We start from the raw sequence: 21,936 nt of genomic DNA on the forward strand, positions 1-21,936 counted from the left end.
GCGATCTTTTGATCTTGAAAAACAGAATCAAAAGATCGCAGCGTGCCGCAGCTCCTACAGGGCGCGTGGTTCAATCGAGGATCAGGTGCGGCAGAAAGCGGCTGGAGTCTTTGGTGATCAGGCTGTTGTCTTCGCGCACGCCAATCCCCGCCGCCTGGTCGCCAATCACCCAGGAGCCAATCAGCGTGTAGCTGTCGCCAAACTTCGGCAACGGCGCGAATTTTTGCAGGATAAAGGGCGCATCGGTGTAGGGCCCGTCCTCTTTGACGATCAGGCCTTCAGCCGTCTGCAACTCAATGTTCGCACCTTCGCGGGAAAAGTACGGCTTGCGCACCCAGCCCTTGGGCACCGCACTGGCCGGGTTCGGATCGAGATGCGCCGCCAGCAGATTCGGATGGCCCTTGTGCATTTCCCACAGCAACGGCAATGCGCCTTTGTTCGACAGGATCGCCTTCCACGCCGGTTCGAAAAACTGCGTGTCGCACTCGGCAATCGCCGCGCCGAACGGTTCGTGGAAGATGAACTCCCAGGCATGCAGCTTGAACAGGTGCGGGATCCAGCGATCTTCCAGGTCGACAAAACGACCCTCGCTCGTCAGACCGATGTCTTCAATATCGATGTGCCGCGATTCGATGCCGACCTTTTCCGCGATCAGCCGCAGGTAATCCGTGGTGCCTTTGTCTTCGACCGAATCTTTCATCGAGGCAAAGTAGAACGGTCGCTTCAATTGCAACTCGGCAAACGCCTGATGCAGTTTGGTATCTATGCTGTTGAACTGGTCGGCGTGAGGCGGCAGGGTTCCGCGTTCGATGCATTGTTCCAGCCAGCCCCATTGAAACGCCGCCGCTTCGTAAAGACTGGTAGGTGTGTCGTAGTTGAGCTCGAGCAATTTTGCCGGGCCGTCGCCGCTGTAGGAAAAGTCCATGCGCCCATACAGATGCGGATGACCTTCGCGCCAGGAGGTTCGTATCATGTCGTAGTACGGCGCCGGAATGCTCAGGCGATCCAGCAGTTCCTCGCTATTGACCACGCGGTCGACCAGATTCATGCACATCTCGTGCAGTTCGGTGGTCGGGTCTTCCAGATCATTTTCGATCTGCGCGAGCGTGAACTGGTAATACGCGCTTTCGTCCCAGTAAGGCTCGTCGTCGATGGTGTGAAACATGAAACCGAGGCTCTCGGCAGTCTGTTTCCAGTCGGGGCGCTCGGCGCATTGGACCTTTTTCATGGTCAGCTGCTCGAACGACCGGAACTGCTGCCCCAGCCACCCCAGCCACTGCGCGCAGTGGACTGGCTGCCGAAGCCGCCACGGGAGGTCGACGCTGCGACATTCACCGGTTTGCTTTTCGTGCTCTCGTAATCCGGTTGACTGCGTGGTGCGCTTTCGATTTTGCGGTACTGCGTCGAGGTGTCGTAGGTTTGCCGGGTGTCGCGATCGCGGTAAACCGTGCGATTGCCGTTGTTGCTCATCGCGTTGCCGATCAGCCAACCGGTGAGCAAGCCATTGTTCGAGCCGCTGGAGCTGTGCGAGGTGCTTTGCACATTTTGCGCCGCGGCCGCGTCGCCTGCGGGCATTTGCGCGTCGGCGAGGGTATCGAGGTCCTGCGTTGCTTCAGCGTTTTGCGCAACCTTGAAGCCGCCAAGCTTGGGCACGAAACGGCCGGCGGAATTTTTCTGACACCAGCCGGCGGCGAAGTCCGCATCGCATTTGTCCTTGTCGTCGTACGCCGGGGCAATGCGCCGGTGTTCGGTCAGGGCGGCGACGTAGGCGTTCGAGCAGGCATCGGCGGCCACTTCGGCATCGATGCACTGTTCCACGCTCTGGAAACTGCGCGGCTGATCGACGGCGGCCACTTCGCCGGAGATGGCCAAGGCCACCGATGCGGCGAGGGACAACTGAACGTATTTGCTTCGTTTCATTTAAGGCTTCCTGCCGATCAGTTGGACGGTGTCATGCACGCGGCATTGAGCATGCCGACGCTGATCGCCACCGCTGCAACGTAGATGCCGGAAGCAACTTCACCGTTGGCGATGCGCTGGGACGTGCCTTTGAGCACCAGCCCGGTCGCGAGGAACGCCAGCAATTGCACGACAGCAGCAATCACGGCCCAGAGCACGAAATCGAGGACGTTGGCCGAAAAGGCGATGACATTGCTCGCCGGAATCGCGAAACCGATGATTGCGCCAGACAGCGCAATGGCGGCAGCGTTGTTGCCCGAGCGAATCAGCTCGAACTCCTTGTGCGGGGTCAGGCGGGTGTAGACGAATTGGAAAAGCATGAACAGCACTACGGCGCCGAACAGGTAGACGATGAAGCCGACCAAAGCGGTCTTGTTCAGGGAAACGGCCAGCACTTCCAGCATGAAGAACTTCCTTTTTAGATGGTGCTCAAGTCAGTTGTGTACAGCGAAATGCCCAGCGAAGTGCTCAGGCTGACGGTGCCTTCTTCGTCCTGTTCGACGGAGAACAGCAGCAATTCACGACGATCGGTCAAGCCGGTTTCACGCGCATACAGCATCGAGCGATGTTCGACGGTGTAGCTCTCGTCGGGATTGGCCACGTGCTCGGTCAGCGGTACCAGTTCGGTCTGGCCTTGTTCAGTGCCCCATTCGCGGGTGTACTCGACACCTTCGTGGGTATACGTCGGCAGGCCGATTGCGCTGTTGGCGCCGGCCAGGCGCTGCAGTTCAGCGTCGCTGTTGACGGTGACGTAGCTGAGGTAATTGAACAGGATCACCGATTCGATCTGATCGTCACCGGTGACGTGGATCTGTACCCAGAAATCCTCGTCGTTGGTGTAATAGCGGTGCAGTTTGTTGGACTGGCCGAGGTCGACCCAGCCGGCGCTCCAGATTGCCTGATCGACAGGCACCCTTACCGAGCTCGAACCGTCGAGCAACAGCGCCAGGGTCGAATCGAACCTGAGGCCTTTGCCCTGGGCCATCCCGAGCGGGCCGATGGCAACGGTTGGCGTTGGCGCCGCGTGGCTGCCCAGCAAATCTTTGAACCATCCCATGGGTACATTCCTTGAAGCGGGTGGAGGTATTCGTCGGCAAAAAAGCGCGGCCAGTGTACCGGCCCAGTCCTAATGTAGGAGCTGCCGAGGGCTGCGATCTTTTGATCTTTAAGCAACAGATCAAAAGATCGCAGCCTGCGGCAGCTCCTACATGGGTGTTATTGGGTGGACTTTTGCTTCAGGCGCTCAAGAATCGCGTTGGCGCTGCCTGCGTTCGGGGTGATGCCGGCTTCGCGCAGTTTGCGGTCCAGATCGTTGCCGCTCGAGGCGTCGGCCAGTTCGTCCGCCGCGCTCAGCTCCGCAGCGCGTTGCTGTTGCTTGGCTTGCAGACGGTTCAGCGTGCCCACTGCGGTTTCCAGTTTGCCGTTGGCACCGCCGCTGGCGATCGAGGCGCTGACCTGCGCTTTCTGCACGCTTTCACGGGCCTTGGCCATGTCCACTTGCTGGCGCAGGCTCTTGATCCGCGCTTCCGCCTTGTTGATGTCCTTGCGCATGTTGTCGGCGTAGGTGCCGAACTCGTCGCTTTGTTTTTTCTCGGTGTCCAGATCGTTGGTCAGGGTCGAAATCGCTTCCGCCACTTCCAGCGCCAGGTCTTCACGGCCGGCGTTGAGGGCCGCGACAGCCTTGGCTTCGAGGTCCTTGATCTTGGCGTCGTACTCGCTCACGCGGTCGGCGGCCAGTTTGTGCTTGGCCATGATGGTGACCAGCTCACGACGGGCGTTCGACAGCGCGGTGTCGGCGTCGCGGATTTCCTGATCGAGAATACGCAGGGCTTGCTGGTCGACGATGGCTTCGCCGACTTCATTGGCACCGCCGCGCAGTGCGGTGAACAATTTGCTCCAGATGGACTGAGTCATTGGATTTTCCCTGTGGATTACTTGAAGAAGTGTTCGAAGGCTTCGCTCGCGCGCTGCACGTTGTCGACCAGGGTTTTCACCTCGGTGACCACGTTGGTCAGGCTCGAGTCGGCGCTGAGGGCGCCAAACATGTTGTAAACGGTCTGGCCGTTCGGCATCGACTCGATCCCGATCGACGACAGCGGGAACATTTCCCGGCTGCGCAGCACGGCGTCATTGAAGGCGTGCACGTCAGAGATCGAGTCGATGTCCACCAGCACGGTGTCGACGATGATCTGCGCGCCGGCCAGGGCGATGTGAATCGGCAGGCCGCCGAATTCGTTCATTTCCAGCTTGATGCTGGGTTCGGAGCTCTGGATCAGCGACAGCGTGATCTCTTGCGAAGCCACCTCGTCGAGGGCCTTGAGGGCGTTGAAGAGGCTATCGATGTTCCAGTTGTTGCCTGCGCTCATGTAATTCTCCGACATGAATGAGCCAGCCAGAATCGGTTGGCGTAGCTGTTGCTCCATCTGCTTGAGCAAGCTTCGGTTTTCCGGAAGCACCCAAGTTTCGTGTTTCACATAACCGGCGGCCGCCAGGCCCGCGCGCATCTGCTTCATATAGAAGCTCGACGGTTTTTTCGCGGACGCTTTCGAGTGCTCTCCCTTTGGACGCTCTGACTTCGTTGTGGGCGAGCGGCTTTTCATGGCACTGACTCCGTTATGACCCTCTCACGCGTGAGCCACACTACAACCAAATCAAATGGCCATCAATGACTCACGCGTGAGATTTTCATGACAGCCAAAAAGAAGGCCCGCAGCGAGGCGGGCCTGAGTGTTTACGAGGTATTGTCGTGCGCTCAATCAGCTCTGGGCGCTGATGAATTCATCGGTGGAGACTACGCTGGCGTAGGCAAAACCAAGTGCCGACATGAACGCCGCATGGACGTGCGCCGCCGGCACGGTCAGGCCGTTGAACTGCAGGTCGCGGCTCGCGCAGGCATCGTGAATCACCGTCACGCTGTAGCCCAGATCGGCCGCTGCGCGGGTGATGCCGTCGACGCACATGTGGCTCATGCTGCCGACCACCACCAGCTCCTTGATGCCTTGTTCATCAAGGATCGCTTGCAGTTCGGTTTCGCGAAACGAATTGACGAAATGCTTGAGCACTACCGGTTCGTCGGCGCGATTGAGCACTTTCGGGTGCAGCTTGGCACCCTCCGACCCCGGGGTGAAAAACGGCGCATCGGGCGAGGTGAATTCGTGGCGGATATGCACCACTGAATCGCCTGCTGTGCGGAACGTTTCGATCAGTCGTGCGGCGTTGTCCGCAGCGGCGTCGGCGCCGGCCAGCGGCCACTTGCCTTGAGGGAAGTAGTCATTCTGGATATCGACTACGATGAGCGCTTGCTTGGCCATGGTGGTGTCCTCGACAGGTTGGCTGGAAGTGGCTTCAGTATTGGCGCTGGCCAGCGACTCGGGGATTGGCCGCACCGACAATAGACAGGGGAAAACTGACAATGGGCGCAGAAAAAGCCGCCATTGCGGAACTCGGCGTGCTGATTTATCCCGGTGCGCAGATGGCAGCGGTGCATGGCTTGACCGATCTGTTCGGGGTGGCCAACCGGATTGCCGCTGAACATCAGGCGGCGCAATTGCCGGTACTGCGGGTCAGCCATTGGCAGGTCGACGGTGATCAACCGCCGGTGCGGGGCTTTGACAGTCATCCCGATACCGAAAGTGAGCTGCTGGCGGTGTTGATTCCGCCGTCAATTGCCGGCTTCAACGCCGCGCAAATGCCGGCCAGCCTCGCGCAATGGTTGCGCGATCAACATGCCCGTGGCGCGACGCTGGGTGGCGTCTGCGTCGGTTCGCTGATGTTGGCGGAAAGCGGTTTGCTCGATGGCCGGAGCGCCACCACCCACTGGACATCAGCCAAGGCGTTCGCCGAGCAATACCCGACGATCAAATTGAAAGCCGATACGCCAATCGTCGATGACGGCGACCTGATTACCACCGCTGGCTTGATGGCTTGGTCGGAGCTGGGTTTGCGTCTCGTCGACAGGTTGCTCGGGCCGAGCATTGCCTCCGGCACGGCACGGTTTCTGGTGATCGAACACAGCGACAGCGCCAGTGAGTGCGGGAGCAATTTTGCGCCGATTCTAAATCATGGCGATGCGGCTATTCTCAAGGTCCAGCACTGGTTGCAAAGCACTGGCGCGACGGATGTTTCATTGACGGCGATGGCGCAGCGGGCGGGGCTTGAGGAACGTACGTTCCTGCGCAGGTTTCGCGCGGCGAGCGGGTTGAAACCGACCGAGTATTGCCAGCATTTGCGCGTCGGCAAGGCCCGCGAGATGCTCGAATTCAGCAATGGCACCATCGACCATATTGCGTGGACGGTCGGGTATCAGGACCCTGGCGCGTTCCGGGCGATTTTCAAGAAGATCACCGGGCTGGCGCCGAGTGATTACCGGGCGCGATTCGGTTTGATGCGTTAGTCCAGACACTGCATTACCCTGTGGGAGCGGGCTTGCCCGCGATTGGGTCTTTCAGTTCATACGTCGGTGACTGAGCCACCGCTATCGCTGGCAAGCCAGCTCCCACAAGGTTCTCCATGGGTTGGAGAATCGTGCAATTTGCCGGGTATATACCGTGGGTCGTGCAGATTGAAGCAGGCGTGGTGCCAGTATGATTTTGCCAAGTTTCTGATTAGCCAAAGATTTCCGCAGAGCGGCCGTTGGCCTGATCTCTGCACCCTTCACCGTTACAGTCATCGAACCGATGGAAGGGGGACGCATGACCCCGACACCCCGCAGGAAAATCGTCGTCGCCCACTCGGTGCGGCCCGACGCGCCGAAACACGAAGTGCAGACCAACAAGGCCCTGGCCCGTTGGCTGGCGCAGATCCTCGGGCTTAAATTCGGTGGCAGTTACGACCCGGAAAAACACCGCGGTCGGGACCTCTACCTGTTGCCCACACAAACCATCGTCGGCGCTACCCACGCTCATGAATTGGGCATCAGGGGAGCGGAGGATTTGTGGGGCGGTTTTGTCGAGCACGATTTCATCTGCACCAAAGCCATCAGTCACGGCCTGCGTAGTCATCTGGCCCATGCGCCGCAAGGATGGTCTCCGCTGTTTTCCGAGCGAGTGCGCAACGTGGTGCTCGATGGGCTCAGTGTGTTTTCGCTGGCGGATGCCCGGCCAGCCGCCGAACACCTGTTGTACAACGGGCCGATCCGTTTGAAACCGATTCACGCCTGTGCCGGCCGTGGTCAGGAAGTGATCCAAAGCCTCGATGCCTTCGACGAAATCCTCGCTCGCCCCGACTTTGCAAAACAATTCAGCGACGGCGTAGTGCTGGAACAGGACTTGAGCGACGTCATCACTCACAGCGTCGGACAGACGTTCATCGGCGATAAAGTCCTGAGTTACTGCGGTGATCAATACTTGACCAAGGACGCCCACGGCGAAGACGTTTACGGCGGCTCGAATTTGTTGGTAGTGCAGGGCGGTTACGATGATTTGCTGGCGCTTGAGCTGCCCGATGATGTGCGGTTGGCCATCGAGCAGGCGCAGGTTTTCGATCGCGCCGCCGATGAAGCCTATCCACGCTTCTACGCCTCGCGCCGCAATTACGACATCGCCCAAGGGCTGGACAGCAATGGCAAAACCCGCAGCGGTGTACTCGAACAATCCTGGCGCATGGGCGGCGCCAGCAGCGCTGAGGTCGCGGCGCTGCAAAGCTTCATCAACGACCCGGCGATGCGCGCGATTCGTGTGTCGTCGGTGGAAACCTATATCGATCAGCCGCTGCCGGCGGACGCCATCGAGGTGTATCGCGGCCCGGCCGAGAACAGTGAATTTCTCCTTAAATACGTAACGGTCAAATCCTATGACGGCTAGAAGCGAAAGCATTCAAATCGACATTGATGATGAACAGATGAGCGGGACGTTTCTCAGTCCCAAATCGAAAGTCCCAGGGGTGTTGTTTGTTCACGGATGGGGCGGTAGTCAGGAACGTGACCTTGAGCGGGCCAAAGGCATCGCCGGGCTCGGTTGTGTGTGTTTGACTTTCGACTTGCGCGGGCACACTGGCGGTACCGGGATTCCGCTGACCCGTGTCACCCGCGAAGATAATCTGCGCGATTTGCTCGCGGCCTACGACCGCTTGCTTGCGCATCCGGCGCTCGACACCTCGGCAATCGCCGTGGTGGGCACCAGTTACGGCGGTTATCTGGCGGCAATCCTCACGTCTTTGCGCCCGGTGCGCTGGCTGGCGCTGCGGGTGCCGGCGCTGTATCGCGACGAGCAGTGGCACACGCCCAAGCGCGAGCTGGATAAAGCGGATTTGCGCGATTATCGAAGTACGCTGGTGCGCGCGGACTCCAACCGAGCGCTGCATGCGTGTGCGCAGTTCACCGGGGATGTGTTGCTGGTGGAATCGGAAACTGACGACTACGTACCGCACGCGGCGATCATGAGTTACCGCGCGGCGTGCCAGCAGACGCATTCGCTGACGCACCGGATTATTGATGGTGCCGATCACGCGTTGAGCGAGCCGGTGTCGCAGCAGGCGTATACATCGATTCTGGTGGACTGGATTACCGAGATGGTCGTCGGCGAGCGGTTGAGCATTATTCAATCTTGAAGATCAAAGGATCGCAGCCTTCGGCAGCTCCTACATCAATCTCGGTAGGAGCTGCCGAAGGCTGCGATCTTTTGATCTTAATGCCTCGGTTTCTTCTCTATTCGCAGCGCCTTGGCCTTTGCCTCAACCAGCAAATACATCACCAGCGTGATCAACAACGGCAACAGAAAATAAATCGCCCGATACGCCAATAAACCCGCCACCAGACTGCCCCGCGAAACCTCATGTTGCAGCAGCGCGACAAACACCGCCTCCAACACCCCAAGCCCCGCCGGAATATGCGTGATCACCCCGGCAATCGCGCTGATCAACAACACGCCCAGCACCAATGGATAGTCGAGCTTGCCCGGCAACAAGGTGAAAATCACCGCCGCCATCAGCGACCAGTTCAACGCCCCCAGCAACAGTTGCAGCACCGCCATGCGCAGCGACGGCAGATTGATTTCCACGCCCCGAATCGACCACTCACGCCGTTTGGAAAACTGGCACGCGGCGAGATAACCCGCGCTGACCAGCAGCAATAAAATCCCGATGCCCTGCAACGCGCCGCTGCTGACTTTCCACCCCGGCGGCATGCTCACCAGACCGCTGCTGAACACCACCCCGGCAATGGTCATGTAGCCAAACCAGTTGGTCGCCAGGCTCAGCCCGAGAATCTTGGCGATGTTGCCTTTGCTCACGCCCAGTCGCGAATACAGCCGATAGCGCATGGCAATGCCGCCGACCCACGCGCTGAGATTGAGGTTGAACGCATAGCTGATGATCCCCACCGGCAGGATCTGTTTCCAGGTCAGATCCTGGCGAATGTAGGTGCGGCCGATCAGGTCGAAACTGGCGTACACCAGAAAACTCAGCAACGTCAGGCTGGCGGCGATAATCAGCGTGCGCACCTTGAAGTCAGCAAGGGTTTGCAGCACTTCGGCCCATTCGATTCGCGTGGCGAACATCGTCAGCAACACGATCAGCGCGAGGAAAAACAACACGGTCAGCGGGCGTTTCCATCGGCTCCATTTCGAGTGGGTCGCGGGCGCCGAATGGCCGCTCGGGTGCGCTTCGGTATGGCTCATGAGCGGTTACCTCGAAACGGCTTCAGTCGTGGTTTGTGCGCTGGCAGCCAACCGGCCATCGCCGGGAAATGCCGCAGAAAGTGGAACACCAGAAAGCCGACGGTCATGTGCCAGATACGCCCGCGTGGCGACTTGCTCGCGTCCATGGCTTTGCAGTGATTTTGGCTGAGGTCTTCGAGCCGCTCGAACAAGTGCTGGTTGAACGCGCGGTCGCGGATCAGCACGTTGGCTTCAAGGTTCAGCGACAGACTCAACGGGTCGAGATTGCTTGAACCGACAGTGCTCCATTCTTCATCGACCAGCGCGACTTTGCCGTGCAGCGGGCGCTGGCAATATTCGTGAATCTGCACGCCAGCCTTGAGCAAATAATCGTAGGTCATGCGCGCGGCAAGTTTGGCCACCAGCATGTCCGGCTGGCCTTGCAGGATCAGCCGCACATCGACACCACGCCGCGCGGCATTGCGTATTTCGCGCAGCAAGCGGTAACCGGGGAAGAAGTAGGCGTTGGCGATCACCACCCGACGTTTGGCACGGCGCAACACCTGCAAATAGACGTCTTCGATATCGGTGCTGTGTTGATCGTTGTCGCGGAACACCAGACGCACCTGGCCGTCGTGGTCTTCGAAGGCCATCTCTGCGCGCCGCTGGCGCCGGCGTTGCCACCAGAACCGCGCACGGCCCGGCCGACCACTTTGCAGCAGGGCGAAATGATGGATGTCGGCGACCACTGGGCCTTGAACTTCCACCGAATAATCCTGCTTGGCCTCAGGGCCGAAATCGGCGAGGTGATCACCGGAAAAGTTGATCCCGCCAATGAACGCAATCAGGCCGTCGACCACGACGATCTTGCGGTGCAGGCGGCGAAACCAGTTAGTCCGGATGCCCAAGTGCTTGGGCGCCGGATCGAAGATCTGCAAATGCACACCGGCCTCGCTCAGCGCGGCGAGGTAGCCGGTGCTCAACTCGCCGCAGCCGAAGCCATCGAGGCTGACGGTGGTGCGCACGCCGCGCTTCGCCGCATCAATCAGAATCTCCTGCAGTTCGGCGCCGACCTTGTCTTCGAAGACGATGAAAGTCTCCAACAGGATTTCGCTTTTCGCCGCGCGCATCGCCTCGAACACGCGGGGGAAATACTCCTCGCCGTTCTCCAGCAATTGCACACGGTTGCCACCCTGCCAGCGGTACTCGACGTCGACCTGGCCGGGCTCGCGTATCGGCGGGTTGATGCTGATGGGTTCCACGGCGGATTTCTCCAGCGGCGCGCTGTTCATAGTTCGATCTCCACCGATAACGGTGCGTGGTCGGAAAGGTGAGACCAGGGCCGATTGGCGAGGACTTTCGGCTGGCTGGTTTTGAGGTTGCGTACATAAATACGGTCGAGGCGCAGCGTCGGCAGGCGTGCGGGGAAACTGCGCGCCGGTTTGCCATGGTGCTCGGCAAAGACTTCGCGCAGGCCACAAGGTTTGAGCAACGCATCGGCGCGTTGGCGCCAGTCATTGAAGTCGCCGGCGACGATCACCGGGGCGTCATCTGGCAGTTCGGCAAGGCGTTCGCCGAGCAGCTTCAGCTGAGCGTTGCGATGACTTTCACGCAGGCCCAGGTGCACGCAGATCGCATGGATCTCGACACCGTCGCCGGGCAGGCGCAGTACGCAGTGCAGCAGGCCGCGGTTCTCGTGGCCGCTGATCGACACATCAAGGTTGTCGTGGCGGATGATCTGGAATTTCGACAGCAGCGCATTGCCGTGATCGCCTTCCGGGTACACCGCGTTGCGCCCGTAGGCGAACTGCGGCCAGAGGCTGTCGGCGAGGAATTCGTACTGCGGCATCGTCGGCCAGTTGCTGTAACGCTTGGGGTGGTGCTCGTGAGTGCCGTGGACTTCCTGCAGGAACACCACGTCGGCCGCCACGCTGCGCACCGCTTCGCGCAATTCCGGAAGAATGAAGCGCCGATTCAGTGCGGTAAAACCCTTGTGGGTGTTGACCGTCAGCACGGTGAATGTGCGCACCGACGGCGCGGCGACCGAGCCTTCATCGGTGAAGCCGACCGGTTCTGGAATACTCATGCCAGCACTCCTTCGCCAGCGGGTTCGCCGGGGGTGGTGGCGAGGTCTTTATCCAGTTCGAAACGATGCAGCAGATCGCGGGCGTCGTACGGCGCGCGGACTTTGATGTCGTTGTCGAAATAGCAGAACACTTCGCGGGATTTGCGTGCGCGTGGCTTCAAGCGTGGCGCGATCAGGTGGGCATCTTTTGGTTGCTCGCCGTGGTGCCAAGCGTCGATGCGTTCGGCCCAACGCTTGAGGGCCGGCGCGGTATAGCCGCTGGCGTAAAGCTCTTCGGCGCCGTGCAGGCGCAGATAGACAAAGTCGCTGGTGAGGTCTTCGCGATACGGCCATTTATCGGCAGTGTCGGCGATCACCAGTGCGGTGTTGTAGCGCTTCAACAGCCGTACGAAATCGGGATCAAGGAAGCTGTCGTTGCGGATTTCCACCGCGTGGCGCAGCGGCTTTTTGCGCCAGGCTTTCATGCTCGCGTGGCCGTGCAGGTGGGAATCGTGTTGGTGGGCGAGGGCGGCGGCCGCTTCGGTGTCATGGGGCAATAGCGCGAGGAAGTGCTCGAAGCGCTCAGGCTCGAATTTGAAGTTCGGCGGGAACTGCCAAAGGATCGGCCCGAGTTTCTCTTTGAGTTCCAGAATCCCCGACGCGAAGAAATTCGCCAGCGGTTTTTCGATATCGCGCAAACGGCGGATATGGGTGATGAAGCGCGGGGCTTTGACGCTGAAGACGAAGTCGTCGGGTGTTTCGGCGTACCACTGCGCATAGCGTTCGGGCCGTTGCAGGGCGTAGAACGATCCATTGATTTCGATGCTGTTGACTGCTCGCGAGGCGAATTGCAATTCGCGCTTTTGCGCCAGTCCCTTGGGGTAGAAGTCCCCGCGCCACGGTTCGTAGCGCCAGCCGGAAATACCGATGTGAATCGTCGCCATGCCACCCTCCCGTCGAAAGCCCTCGTGTTGCCGCTGTCTTTTGATGACTGCGGGCGGATCGGGAAAGTTTCGGCGGTATTACGGACGGTCACATCTAAGGCGAAGATCAAAAGCGCTCCCCCTCACCCCAACCCTCTCCCCCAAGGGGGCGAGGGGGAAGGGAGCAGATCTGCGTGGTTTTGAAGGCCTGAGTTCGACTGTAGACCTTCGGGTCGATGCATCAAGACCAGTCAACTCGGTCAGTTCCCTCTCCCTCTGGGAGAGGGCTAGGGTGAGGGGGCTCTTGAACTTGCCGCGCAAAACTTGATCAGTTCCTTACAGGTTCAGCCACAGGAGATCGGAGTTTTGGTCAAGTTCAGGATCGCCATTCTGCTGGGAGCATTGCTGTTTCTCGGTGCCAGTGAAATCGACGCTGCCGCGCTGCCGGGTGTTCCGGCGGCTGCCGAGGAATCGGCCAAACCCGAGCCGCTGGTGCAGGGCGGTCTGCTCGGTGCGATCAGTTCGAGCATCGACGACGTCCAAGACAAACTCGACATCAACGAACATCTGGTCGACGCCTGGCGCCTGCGCGCCGATCGTGCGGCCGATGAAGTCGATAAACTGGTCAATCAACCGTCGAACCGCTCGGGCTGGGGCGTCGCCGGAGACTTCCTTTCGCTGTCCGGTACTTGGCTCGGCAGTTTTGCGCTGCTGACTGTACTCGGCGGTCTGCTGGCCAACCGCTTGCGCCAAGGCCGCTGGTTACGCACCCGGCAGCGCAGCCAGGACCTGATCGGCTACCTGCTGCCGTACACGGTACCGGCGCTGATCTGCCTGCCGCTGACCCTTTACGTCAGCCACTTTCTGCAGGCCTCGGTGGGGCGTGCGCTGGCGCTGTGCCTGGCCTACGCCACCAGCAGCGGCATCTTTTCTACTTCGATGTTGCTATGCGTAGTGGTGATGTTCAACGTCGGCCACAAGCGCCCGGCAGCGCGCATCATCCGTGATTACTGCCCGAAGCCATTGTTCCTGATCGGCTTTCTCGCGGCCCTCAGCGATGCGCTGACCAGTCCGCAGATTGCCCGTCAACTGGGCGGCAATATCACTAGCAGTGTCGCGGTGTTTACCGGGCTGATTGCTTCGGTGATTTTCGGTCTGCTGGTGATTCGCCTGCGTCGTCCGGTGGCGCATCTGATCCGTAATCGCCCGCTGAGCCAACGGCTGAAACAACCCTCAATGCAGGAGTCGCTGCGGATTTTTTCCGGGCTGTGGTATTGGCCGATTGTGCTGATGGTGCTGGTCTCGGCAGTGAACCTGATCGGCATCGGCGAGGACAATCAAAAAGCCCTGCGCTGCGCGTTGTTCACTACGGTGTTGCTGATCGGCACGGTGTTTCTCAGCACGATCCTGCAGCACGTGTTCAAGTCGCGAAAAGCCGAGGCGATCCAGCGCAGCAGTGCTTATAAGGAACGCTTCCTGAGCCTGTTGCATGCGTTGCTGCGGATCGTCATTGCGATTGCCTTCATCGATATTCTCGGGCGGATCTGGGGTGTGTCACTGCTCGATTTCGCCCAGAGCAGCACGGTCGGGCGAGCAATCAGTAACGCGCTGAGCAGCATTGGCCTGATCTTCCTGGTGACGTGGCTGTTGTGGGTGGTACTCGACACGGCGATTCAAGAGGCGCTGAAGCCACCGGTCAGCAAACGCGCGGCGCGCCAGCCGAGCACGCGGGTGAAAACCATCCTGCCGCTGCTGCGCAACGCGATCAAAATCATCCTCGTGGTGATCTGCGCGATCACCACCATGGCCAATCTCGGGATCAATGTGGCGCCACTGCTGGCCGGTGCCGGTGTGGTCGGTCTGGCCATCGGTTTCGGTTCGCAGCAATTGGTGCAGGATGTGATCACCGGGCTGTTCATCATCATCGAAGACACCTTGTCGATTGGCGATTGGGTGGTGCTTGATTCCGGGCATGCCGGCACGGTCGAAGGGCTGACCATCCGCACGCTGCGGTTGCGTGACGGCAAGGGCTTTGTGCACTCGGTGCCGTTCGGCCAGATCAAGGCTGTGACCAACCAATCGCGGCAATTTGCCTATGCGTTTTTCTCGGTGCAATTCACTTATGACACGGATGTCGATAAAGCCATCGAGCTGATCCGCGAGACCGGCGATTCGATCCGTGAAGACCCGTTCCTCAAGTACAATCTGCAAGGGCCGCTGGACGTGTTTGGCGTGGACCGGATGGATTTGAATGGCGTGGTGCTGACGGCGCAATTCCGCACGGTGTCGGGCGGGCAGTATGCGGTGAGCCGAGCGTTCAATCAGCGTTTGAAGAAGCTTGTGGATAACACCGAAACGGTGCATTTTGCGCAGACTTATCCACAGCAGGTTTTGTTGCCGAAGCGGCAGGTGCACGAGGGAGAGGTGGTTGCGACTGAGGTGCCGCAGGAGTCGCGGACTTAACCGGTTGATTTTTTGGTGTTAGTGCTGGCCTCATCGCTGGCAAGCCAGCTCCCACAGTGATTGTGGTGTGCCTTCTATTCCAGCATCACCCAAAACCCTGTGGGAGCTGCGGTGCGACGATTCGACTTGCCAGCGATGAGGCGGAGGCAGCCAAACCTCAATGCCGGATCAGCTTGCCGCGCACCTGCTCCATGGCAATCTGATCCAGCTCCAGCCAAAACTGCTGCTTGCCGGCAATCTCCGCCGCCGCCGGCAACCCATCCCGATACACCAAACGATTACTCACCAGCGCCGGCACCTTCACCCCCGGCAACAACGTCCCGGCCAGGTTCAGCGGGTCAACCCCGCACACCGCCACCAGACTGCCGTCATGCGGCCGCCGACGGACTTCGCGCAGCAACGGAATCGCCTCCGGCAAGGCGAACTGTTCACCGGCCAAACCACTGACAAACCGTCCACCACGAATCTCGCCCCGCGCTTCCAGCCGATGAAACGTACGCAGCAATTCCCGCCAACTCGGTAACCAGTCTGCCTCGCGCTCCAGCAAGCGCCAGAACACCACGCCGTAACGGCGCAGCAAGGTCATGGCGACGTGTTCTAGCGTCTCGCTGTTATCCACCGCCGTCCCGCGCCGCAACAACGCCCAACGCCCGGCATCGTCCATGCCACCGACAAACGCGCCGCGCCCACGCCGACTGCTGCGCTGCTGGCGCTTGCTCGCCGGGGTGATCAGCGCACGCAGGCCGGCGAAGCTGTCGGCGTTCACCAGTCCCGCGCCGACCAGTTCCTGCAAAGCGATTTCCAGTTCGGTGCGCAGCAGGTGCGCTTCATGAATCAGCTCATCGAAAAACAGCGCGCCGTGCTGACTCAACGCTTCAAACACTTTTTGGGTTTTCGGCGACAGTTCGCTCACGGGCGTCTGTTCCGCCAGCGCACTCCAAAGGCCGACCTGACTGCGCGGCAGCAATACGATCGGCGTGCTGCGCAACGCCGTGCCGCTGACTTTTTGCCGGGCGCTGAGGCGTGTCCACACCAGTTTGCCGTTGCGGCACAGCTCATCCAGCCAGCTCGGCGAATAATCCTTGAGACGCGCCGGAAGAATGTCGCTGTCCCACGCCGAGGCCGCTGCCGCGTAACCTTCAAACTGGCCGACAATCGCTGGCAACACCGCGCTACCCTGACCCCGCGTCGCGGGCGAAAGATGCTGCCAGTCGAACAGGAAGCGCATGAAATCCTGCAACGCCACCGGTTCGATTTCTCGGCGCAGACGCTTGACCGTGTAGCGATGAATACGCGCGAGCAGATGCCGTTCGCACCATTCCTCGATGTTGAGTTTCGGCGTGAACTGGCCGCGCAGCACGTAGCCCTCACGCTCCAGTTGGGCGAGGGCCTGATTGACTTGAGCGGTTGGCAGCGCGAGCGGTTCAGCTATGGCGGGTAACGGCAGTGGGCCGAACGCACCGAGGCGCGCGCGGATTACTTCGACCAACGCCTCATCGAATGTCCAGACCTCATCGAATCCCGGCAACGCCTCCAGCTCGAGTTGCAATTTGGCCTGTGGATAAAGTGCTTGCAGACAGGTCAGGCGCTCGCGGGCCAGCCATAAACAATGCTTGGGGGCGATTTGTAAACAGCAGGCGCGACCACTTTTGGCCAAGGTTTCCAGCCATTCGCGCCAGCCTTCGTTCGCTTGCACTTCAGCCTCGCTGATGCACGCTAGACTCATCAATGCCTCGTGCATTTCATCCACAGCGTTTGGCGACGGCCAGGCTTCTTCGCGTACAGCGTTAATCGCGTCCGCATCCAGCGCACCGAGATCGTCGGTCGATTGCGGATCGCTCCAGCGTCGATTGATCACCGCTTGGGTACGACGTTCTTCCAGCGGTGCATCGTCGAGAAAGGCGTACGGCCGCGCACTGAGAATTTCTGCCGCGAGCGGTGAGGGCGCCGGCAAGTCGCGGCTGATCAAACGCACCTCGCCACGCTCCATGCGTCGCAGCAGATTGAGCCAGCCTTCGCTGTCCATCGCCTCGTGCAGGCAGTCGTCGAGGGTTTGCTCAATCAGCGGATGCTCGGGAATTTCGCGTTCACCAGCTAGATTTTCCAGGCAGGCAATCTGATCGGGAAACACGCTGGCAATCAGGTCTTCGCTTTTCATCCGCTGCAACTGCGGCGTGACTTTGCGGCCACCGGTAAAACGCGGCAATGCCAGCGCCACGCCGGCATTCCAGCGCCAGCGCACGCCGAACAGCGGCGCATCGAGCACCGCTTGAATCAGCGTGTGCTCGGCGTTGTTGCTGTGCAGGTAGCGCCAGATCTCATCCAGTTCAAAGCTGTGGCTGGTGGACAGCGACAGCACGATCGCATCTTCGCTGGCGGCCGCCTGCAATTCGAAATTGAAGGTGCGGCAGAAGCGCTTGCGCAGGGCCAAACCCCAGGCGCGGTTGATGCGGCTGCCGAATGGCGAATGGATGATCAGTTGCGTGCCGCCGGACTCGTCGAAAAATCGCTCCATCAACAGCGTGTCCTGCGAGGGCAGGGCGCCGAGGGTTTGCCGCGCGCGGGCGAGGTATTCGACCAGTTGTTCGGCGCTGGCCAGATTGAGGCCGAGGGTCTGCTTCAGCCAGTCAAGCGCCGGTTGCAGGTCGCCGGGGCTGGCGCCAAGCAACGCGTCGAGCTGCGCTTGCAGGCGCGCCACGGCGAACGACAGTTCATCGCTGCGCCCCGGTGCTTCGCCGAGCCAGAACGGTATGGTCGGTGGCTGGCCGTGGGCATCCTCGACCCGTACTTTGCCGGTTTCCACACGCAGGATGCGGTAGGAGGTATTGCCGAGCTGGAACACATCGCCGGCAATGCTTTCCACGGCGAAATCTTCGTTGACGCTGCCGATGTTCAAGCCTTGCGGCTCAAGCATCACGCTGTAATCGGCGTTGTCGGGGATGGTGCCGCCGCTGGTCACGGCAGCGAGTTTCGCACCACGGCGGCCACGCAAGGTGCGGCTGACGGCGTCGCGGTGCAGGTAGGCGCTGCGGATGCCTTGGCGACCGTTGTAGCCGTCGGCGAGCATGCTCAGCAAGGCTTGATAGTGTTTTTCGTCGAGATCGCGATACGGCGAAGCTTTGCGGAACATCGCCAGCAAGGCATCCTCGGGCCATTCCTGACAGCTGACCTCGGCGATGATCTGCTGTGCCAAAACGTCCAGCGGCGCAACCGGGATGTGCAGGGTATCGAGTTCGCCACGGCGCACGCAGTCGAGCAGGGCGGCACATTCGATCAGGTCGTCGCGGGTGGTGGCGAACAGCCGACCTTTGGGCGTGCCACCCACTTGGTGGCCGGAACGGCCGACCCGTTGCAGAAACCCGGCGATGGAGCGCGGTGAAGCGATCTGACAGACCAGATCGACTTCGCCGATATCGATACCCAGTTCAAGCGAGGCGGTGGCGATCAGCACCTGCAACTCGCCACGCTTGAGGCGTTGTTCGGCGTCGAGGCGAAACTCCTTGGCCAGGCTGCCGTGGTGCTCCGCCACTGCGTGCTTGCCGAGGCGTTCGCTGAGGTGTCGGCTCAGGCGTTCGGCCAGGCGTCGGGTGTTGACGAAAATCAGCGTGGTGCGGTGCTCGCGGGCCAGTTCGGCGAGGCTGTCGTAGACCAGTTCCCAGACGTCATTGGCCATGACGGCCGACAACGGCACGGGCGGCACCTCGATGCCAAGATCCCGTGGCCGGGCGTGGCCGATGTCGATGATTTCGCAGGGGCGATCATGGCCGACGAGGAATTGCGCTACGGCTTCGACCGGTTTCTGCGTGGCGGAGAGGCCGATGCGGGTGAGCGGTTCGGCGCACAGCGCTTGCAGGCGCTCAAGGCTCAAGGCCAGGTGACTGCCGCGTTTGCCGGCGGCCATGGCGTGGATTTCATCGATGATCACCGTGCGCGTGGTGCCGAGCATTTTTCGTCCGGATTCCGAGCCGAGCAGCACGTAGAGCGACTCCGGCGTGGTCACCAGAATGTGCGGCGCGGTCTTGCGCATGGCGGCGCGTTCTTTTTGCGGGGTGTCGCCGGTGCGCACGGCGGTGGTGATGTGTATTTCCGGCAGGTTCATTTGCCGCAGCTGTTCGGTGATCCCGGCCAAGGGGTTTTGCAGGTTGATGCGGATGTCGTTGGACAGGGCTTTCAGTGGCGAGACATACACGACGAACGTTTCGTCGGGCAGACCGTCGGGGTTTTCCAGGCCACGGTGGACGAGGTCGTCGAGCACGGCGAGAAAGGCTGTGAGGGTTTTACCCGAGCCGGTGGGCGCGGCGATCAGTGTCGAGCGACGCTGACGGATCAATGGCCAAGCACGGGCCTGGGCGGCGGTGACCGTCGGGAAGGTCTTGCGGAACCAGGCGCTGACGGCGGGGTGAAAGCCTGCCAGAGCGCTGTCGGCGGGGAGGGGCAGATTCATGGGATAAGTTATGCGGGCGCAGGGGGGAAGATGCAAGTACCGCTCAGGATCTTCAGCGTCTTCCAGGGCCTCATCGCTGGCAAGCCAGCTCCCACAAGGATTGCGGGGGTTCACAGAGTTTGTGGTCAGCACTGAACCCTGTGGGAGCTGGCTTGCCAGCGATCGGGCCAGTGGCCATGACACAAATCCCGGGGATGTACACTTTACGGATGACGGTTGCGCACTAAACCCGCAAAATGCAACGATTCCGGCAATTATCGGCGACGGTTCCACAAGATCCGTCGCTAAAGCCATCGTTCCAACCAGACTGGGCCTGCTGACTCTATGCGAATGCGCCTTATGTTACTGGGCGGCGGAAATGCCCTTGGGCAGGCGCTGATTCGCCTCGGTGCAGAGGAAGACATCGGTTTCCTCGCCCCCCGCCCGCCCGAAAATGGCTGGGATGCCGCGAGCCTGACCCAATTGCTCGACGACACCCGTCCCGATGCGTTGATCAACCTCGCCTACTATTTTGACTGGTTCCAGGCCGAGGCCGTCAGCGAAACCCGGATGGCCGGGCAGGAGCGCGCGATCGAGCGTCTGGCCGAACTGTGCCAGCATCACAACATCGTTCTCGTGCAGCCCTCCAGCTATCGAGTGTTCGATGGCTCGCGTGCTACCGCCTACAGCGAAAAAGACGAACCGGTGCCATTGGGCCTGCGCGGTCAGGCACTGTGGCGCATTGAGCAGAGCGTTCGCGCGACCTGCCCGCAGCATGTGTTGCTGCGTTTCGGCTGGCTGCTCGATGACAGCGCCGACGGCACCCTCGGGCGTTTTCTCGCCCGCGCCGAGCAACCTGAAGAATTGCTGCTGGCCGATGACCGCCGTGGCAATCCGACCCCGGTCGACGACGCTGCGCGGGTGATCATCTCGGTGCTCAAGCAACTCGATTGCGCGGCGCCGCTGTGGGGCACTTATCATTACGCCGGCCACGAGGCGACCACGCCGCTGGCGCTGGGTCAGGCGATTCTGACCGAAGCGCGCAGCCTGCACGCCCTGGCCATCGAAGCGCCGACCGCTCAGGCTCACGCCGCGCGCCCGGACGCTGCCGAAGAACCGCAACACGCGGTGCTGGCCTGCAAGAAAATTCTGCACACTTTCGGGATCAAGCCGCGCGCCTGGCGTGCCGCGCTCCCGGCTTTACTGGATAGGTTTTATCGTCATGGCTGAAGGCCCAGTTTTAATCACCGGCGGCGCCGGTTTCATCGGTTCGCACTTGACCGATGCCTTGCTCGCCAAGGGCCATTCGGTGCGCATTCTCGATGACCTGTCGACCGGCAAACGCGCCAATCTGCCGTTGGACAATCCCAAGGTCGAACTGATCGTTGGCGATGTCGCCGATGCCGCGCTGGTCGCTCAGGCGATGCAAGGTTGCAGCGCGGTGGCGCACTTGGCCGCGGTGGCCTCGGTGCAGGCTTCAGTGGACGACCCGGTAAAGACCCACCAGAGCAATTTCATCGGCACGCTGAATGTCTGCGAGGCTATGCGTCAGGCTGGGGTCAAACGTGTGCTGTTTGCCTCCAGTGCGGCGGTGTATGGCAACAACGGCGAAGGCGCGTCGATTGACGAAGACACGCCGAAAGCGCCGCTGACGCCGTACGCCTCGGACAAACTGGCCGGTGAGCATTACTTCGATTTCTATCGTCGCCAGCACGGTCTGGAGCCGGCGATTTTCCGCTTCTTCAACATCTTCGGCCCGCGTCAGGATCCGTCCTCGCCGTACTCCGGGGTGATCAGCATTTTCAGCGAACGCGCGCAGAAAGGTTTGCCGATTACCGTGTTTGGTGACGGTGAGCAAACGCGGGATTTCCTCTACGTGGAGGATCTGGTCGATGTGCTGGTGCAGGCGATTGAAAAGCCTGAGGTGGAAGTGGGTGCGGTGAATGTTGGCTGGAATCAGTCGATGAATCTCAAGCAGATGCTCGCAGCCCTGCAAACGGTAGTCGGCGAGTTGCCGCCGATCAGCTACGGCCCGGCGCGCTCCGGTGACATCCGTCATTCGCGGGCGAATAACGCTCGTTTGCTGGAGCGCTTCAAACTGCCGCAGCAGACGCCGATGAGTGTGGGGTTGGCGCGGTTGTTGGGGCGCTCCTGAAAATCCCCTCACCCTAGCCCTCTCCCAGAGGGAGAGGGGACTGACTGAGGTGTTTGGACGAGATACATCGACTTGAAATATCGAGTCGAACTCGGATTTGAAAGGCACCCAAATCGGCTCCCTTTCCTCCTCTCCCTGAGGGAGAGGGCTGGGGTGAGGGGGATAGATCTCAAACTCACCACGCATTCCAGGCAGACATGAAAAAGGCGCCCTTCAACAGGCGCCTTTTTCACGGCCGGAATGTACCGCTATCCCTTGTGGCGAGGGGATTTAACGAATCGTCGCACCGCCCCGATCAACTAACAGGCAGTCGCCTTCAGATTCAAGTCTGCCCACCACCAAGCCTATTCACCACC

At 60.6% G+C, this 21,936-nt stretch carries 18 protein-coding genes; 6 read left to right on the plus strand and 12 right to left on the minus strand.

The window, feature by feature from the left end:
* Positions 1–70: 70 nt before the first annotated feature.
* The 7 genes from EJA70_RS24635 to EJA70_RS24665 all read right to left on the minus strand — a co-directional run bounded on the left by EJA70_RS24635 (position 71) and on the right by EJA70_RS24665 (position 5,270).
* Entirely contained in the window at positions 71–1,228 is a 1,158-nt protein-coding gene (locus tag EJA70_RS24635) for a glutathionylspermidine synthase family protein (protein WP_158834184.1), read from the minus strand.
* Positions 1,229–1,230: 2 nt separating this feature from the next.
* Positions 1,231–1,920 (minus strand): DUF1190 domain-containing protein, encoded by a 690-nt coding sequence (locus tag EJA70_RS24640; protein ID WP_158834186.1) that lies wholly within the window; start codon positions 1,918–1,920, stop codon positions 1,231–1,233.
* Positions 1,921–1,937: 17 nt separating this feature from the next.
* Positions 1,938–2,363, minus strand: coding sequence for a DUF350 domain-containing protein (locus tag EJA70_RS24645; protein ID WP_158834188.1), 426 nt, complete (start codon positions 2,361–2,363; stop codon positions 1,938–1,940).
* A gap of 14 nt (positions 2,364–2,377) precedes the next feature.
* Positions 2,378–3,016 carry a DUF2491 family protein gene (locus EJA70_RS24650; protein ID WP_008081894.1) on the minus strand — a complete coding sequence of 213 codons (639 nt, stop codon included), beginning with the start codon at positions 3,014–3,016 and terminating at the stop codon, positions 2,378–2,380.
* 158 nt (positions 3,017–3,174) lie between these two features.
* Positions 3,175–3,873, minus strand: a complete 699-nt coding sequence (locus tag EJA70_RS24655; protein ID WP_158834190.1) for a PspA/IM30 family protein — start codon at positions 3,871–3,873, stop codon at positions 3,175–3,177.
* A 17-nt stretch (positions 3,874–3,890) separates the two neighbouring features.
* The gene (locus EJA70_RS24660) at positions 3,891–4,472 is read right to left on the minus strand and encodes a YjfI family protein (protein WP_256677725.1); all 582 of its coding nucleotides are present in this window, start codon (positions 4,470–4,472) and stop codon (positions 3,891–3,893) included.
* 243 nt (positions 4,473–4,715) lie between these two features.
* Complete coding sequence (locus EJA70_RS24665) at positions 4,716–5,270, minus strand: cysteine hydrolase family protein (protein ID WP_008081891.1); 555 nt, start codon at positions 5,268–5,270, stop codon at positions 4,716–4,718.
* Positions 5,271–5,371: 101 nt separating this feature from the next.
* Here EJA70_RS24665 and EJA70_RS24670 point away from each other — a divergent pair, with 101 nt between their 5' ends.
* From EJA70_RS24670 to EJA70_RS24680, 3 genes are all read left to right on the plus strand, one after another.
* Positions 5,372–6,352, plus strand: a complete 981-nt coding sequence (locus EJA70_RS24670) for a GlxA family transcriptional regulator (RefSeq protein ID WP_158834194.1) — start codon at positions 5,372–5,374, stop codon at positions 6,350–6,352.
* Between the two features lie 298 nt (positions 6,353–6,650).
* Positions 6,651–7,760 carry a DUF3182 family protein gene (locus tag EJA70_RS24675; RefSeq protein WP_158834196.1) on the plus strand — a complete coding sequence of 370 codons (1,110 nt, stop codon included), beginning with the start codon at positions 6,651–6,653 and terminating at the stop codon, positions 7,758–7,760.
* Positions 7,750–8,505, plus strand: coding sequence for a S9 family peptidase (locus EJA70_RS24680; protein ID WP_158834198.1), 756 nt, complete (start codon positions 7,750–7,752; stop codon positions 8,503–8,505). Before EJA70_RS24675 ends, EJA70_RS24680 begins: the two co-directional genes overlap by 11 nt.
* 77 nt (positions 8,506–8,582) lie before the next feature.
* On the opposite strand, the gene EJA70_RS24685 is transcribed toward EJA70_RS24680, so the two are convergent.
* The 4 genes from EJA70_RS24685 to EJA70_RS24700 are packed head-to-tail and all read right to left on the minus strand — an operon-like array spanning position 8,583 to position 12,560.
* Positions 8,583–9,572, minus strand: coding sequence for a lysylphosphatidylglycerol synthase domain-containing protein (locus tag EJA70_RS24685; RefSeq protein WP_158834206.1), 990 nt, complete (start codon positions 9,570–9,572; stop codon positions 8,583–8,585).
* Positions 9,569–10,843, minus strand: coding sequence for a cardiolipin synthase ClsB (gene clsB, locus EJA70_RS24690; RefSeq protein WP_158834208.1), 1,275 nt, complete (start codon positions 10,841–10,843; stop codon positions 9,569–9,571). Before clsB ends, EJA70_RS24685 begins: the two co-directional genes overlap by 4 nt.
* Positions 10,840–11,637 (minus strand): endonuclease/exonuclease/phosphatase family protein, encoded by a 798-nt coding sequence (locus EJA70_RS24695; RefSeq protein ID WP_008081885.1) that lies wholly within the window; start codon positions 11,635–11,637, stop codon positions 10,840–10,842. The genes clsB and EJA70_RS24695 overlap by 4 nt, the downstream gene beginning before the upstream one ends.
* On the minus strand, positions 11,634–12,560 hold the full coding sequence (locus EJA70_RS24700) for a DUF72 domain-containing protein (RefSeq protein WP_158834210.1): 927 nt from the start codon (positions 12,558–12,560) through the stop codon (positions 11,634–11,636). The genes EJA70_RS24695 and EJA70_RS24700 overlap by 4 nt, the downstream gene beginning before the upstream one ends.
* Positions 12,561–12,905: 345 nt before the next feature.
* Here EJA70_RS24700 and EJA70_RS24705 point away from each other — a divergent pair, with 345 nt between their 5' ends.
* A complete protein-coding gene (locus EJA70_RS24705) occupies positions 12,906–15,002 on the plus strand; it encodes a mechanosensitive ion channel family protein (RefSeq protein WP_158834212.1) in 2,097 nt (698 codons plus the stop codon).
* Positions 15,003–15,159: 157 nt separating this feature from the next.
* On the opposite strand, the gene EJA70_RS24710 is transcribed toward EJA70_RS24705, so the two are convergent.
* On the minus strand, positions 15,160–19,446 hold the full coding sequence (locus EJA70_RS24710) for a DEAD/DEAH box helicase (protein ID WP_158834214.1): 4,287 nt from the start codon (positions 19,444–19,446) through the stop codon (positions 15,160–15,162).
* A 324-nt stretch (positions 19,447–19,770) separates the two neighbouring features.
* Between EJA70_RS24710 and EJA70_RS24715 the strand changes: the two genes are divergently transcribed.
* Together EJA70_RS24715 and EJA70_RS24720 are read left to right on the plus strand one after the other, a co-directional pair.
* Positions 19,771–20,655 (plus strand): sugar nucleotide-binding protein, encoded by an 885-nt coding sequence (locus EJA70_RS24715; protein WP_045123148.1) that lies wholly within the window; start codon positions 19,771–19,773, stop codon positions 20,653–20,655.
* Complete coding sequence (locus EJA70_RS24720) at positions 20,648–21,580, plus strand: NAD-dependent epimerase/dehydratase family protein (RefSeq protein ID WP_158834216.1); 933 nt, start codon at positions 20,648–20,650, stop codon at positions 21,578–21,580. The genes EJA70_RS24715 and EJA70_RS24720 overlap by 8 nt, the downstream gene beginning before the upstream one ends.
* Positions 21,581–21,936: the final 356 nt, after the last annotated feature.

It is taken from the genome of Pseudomonas sp. PB103, from assembly GCF_009764635.1.
Lineage (GTDB): Bacteria > Pseudomonadota > Gammaproteobacteria > Pseudomonadales > Pseudomonadaceae > Aquipseudomonas.

Coding starts and splice junctions, on each gene's coding strand:
- EJA70_RS24635 (WP_158834184.1), bottom strand. CDS start 1,228: ATGAAAAAGGTCCAATGCGCCGAGCGCCCCGACTGGAAACAGACTGCC.
- EJA70_RS24640 (WP_158834186.1), bottom strand. CDS start 1,920: ATGAAACGAAGCAAATACGTTCAGTTGTCCCTCGCCGCATCGGTGGCC.
- EJA70_RS24645 (WP_158834188.1), bottom strand. CDS start 2,363: ATGCTGGAAGTGCTGGCCGTTTCCCTGAACAAGACCGCTTTGGTCGGC.
- EJA70_RS24650 (WP_008081894.1), bottom strand. CDS start 3,016: ATGGGATGGTTCAAAGATTTGCTGGGCAGCCACGCGGCGCCAACGCCA.
- EJA70_RS24655 (WP_158834190.1), bottom strand. CDS start 3,873: ATGACTCAGTCCATCTGGAGCAAATTGTTCACCGCACTGCGCGGCGGT.
- EJA70_RS24660 (WP_256677725.1), bottom strand. CDS start 4,472: ATGAAGCAGATGCGCGCGGGCCTGGCGGCCGCCGGTTATGTGAAACAC.
- EJA70_RS24665 (WP_008081891.1), bottom strand. CDS start 5,270: ATGGCCAAGCAAGCGCTCATCGTAGTCGATATCCAGAATGACTACTTC.
- EJA70_RS24670 (WP_158834194.1), top strand. CDS start 5,372: ATGGGCGCAGAAAAAGCCGCCATTGCGGAACTCGGCGTGCTGATTTAT.
- EJA70_RS24675 (WP_158834196.1), top strand. CDS start 6,651: ATGACCCCGACACCCCGCAGGAAAATCGTCGTCGCCCACTCGGTGCGG.
- EJA70_RS24680 (WP_158834198.1), top strand. CDS start 7,750: ATGACGGCTAGAAGCGAAAGCATTCAAATCGACATTGATGATGAACAG.
- EJA70_RS24685 (WP_158834206.1), bottom strand. CDS start 9,572: ATGAGCCATACCGAAGCGCACCCGAGCGGCCATTCGGCGCCCGCGACC.
- clsB (WP_158834208.1), bottom strand. CDS start 10,843: ATGAACAGCGCGCCGCTGGAGAAATCCGCCGTGGAACCCATCAGCATC.
- EJA70_RS24695 (WP_008081885.1), bottom strand. CDS start 11,637: ATGAGTATTCCAGAACCGGTCGGCTTCACCGATGAAGGCTCGGTCGCC.
- EJA70_RS24700 (WP_158834210.1), bottom strand. CDS start 12,560: ATGGCGACGATTCACATCGGTATTTCCGGCTGGCGCTACGAACCGTGG.
- EJA70_RS24710 (WP_158834214.1), bottom strand. CDS start 19,446: ATGAATCTGCCCCTCCCCGCCGACAGCGCTCTGGCAGGCTTTCACCCC.
- EJA70_RS24715 (WP_045123148.1), top strand. CDS start 19,771: ATGCGAATGCGCCTTATGTTACTGGGCGGCGGAAATGCCCTTGGGCAG.
- EJA70_RS24720 (WP_158834216.1), top strand. CDS start 20,648: ATGGCTGAAGGCCCAGTTTTAATCACCGGCGGCGCCGGTTTCATCGGT.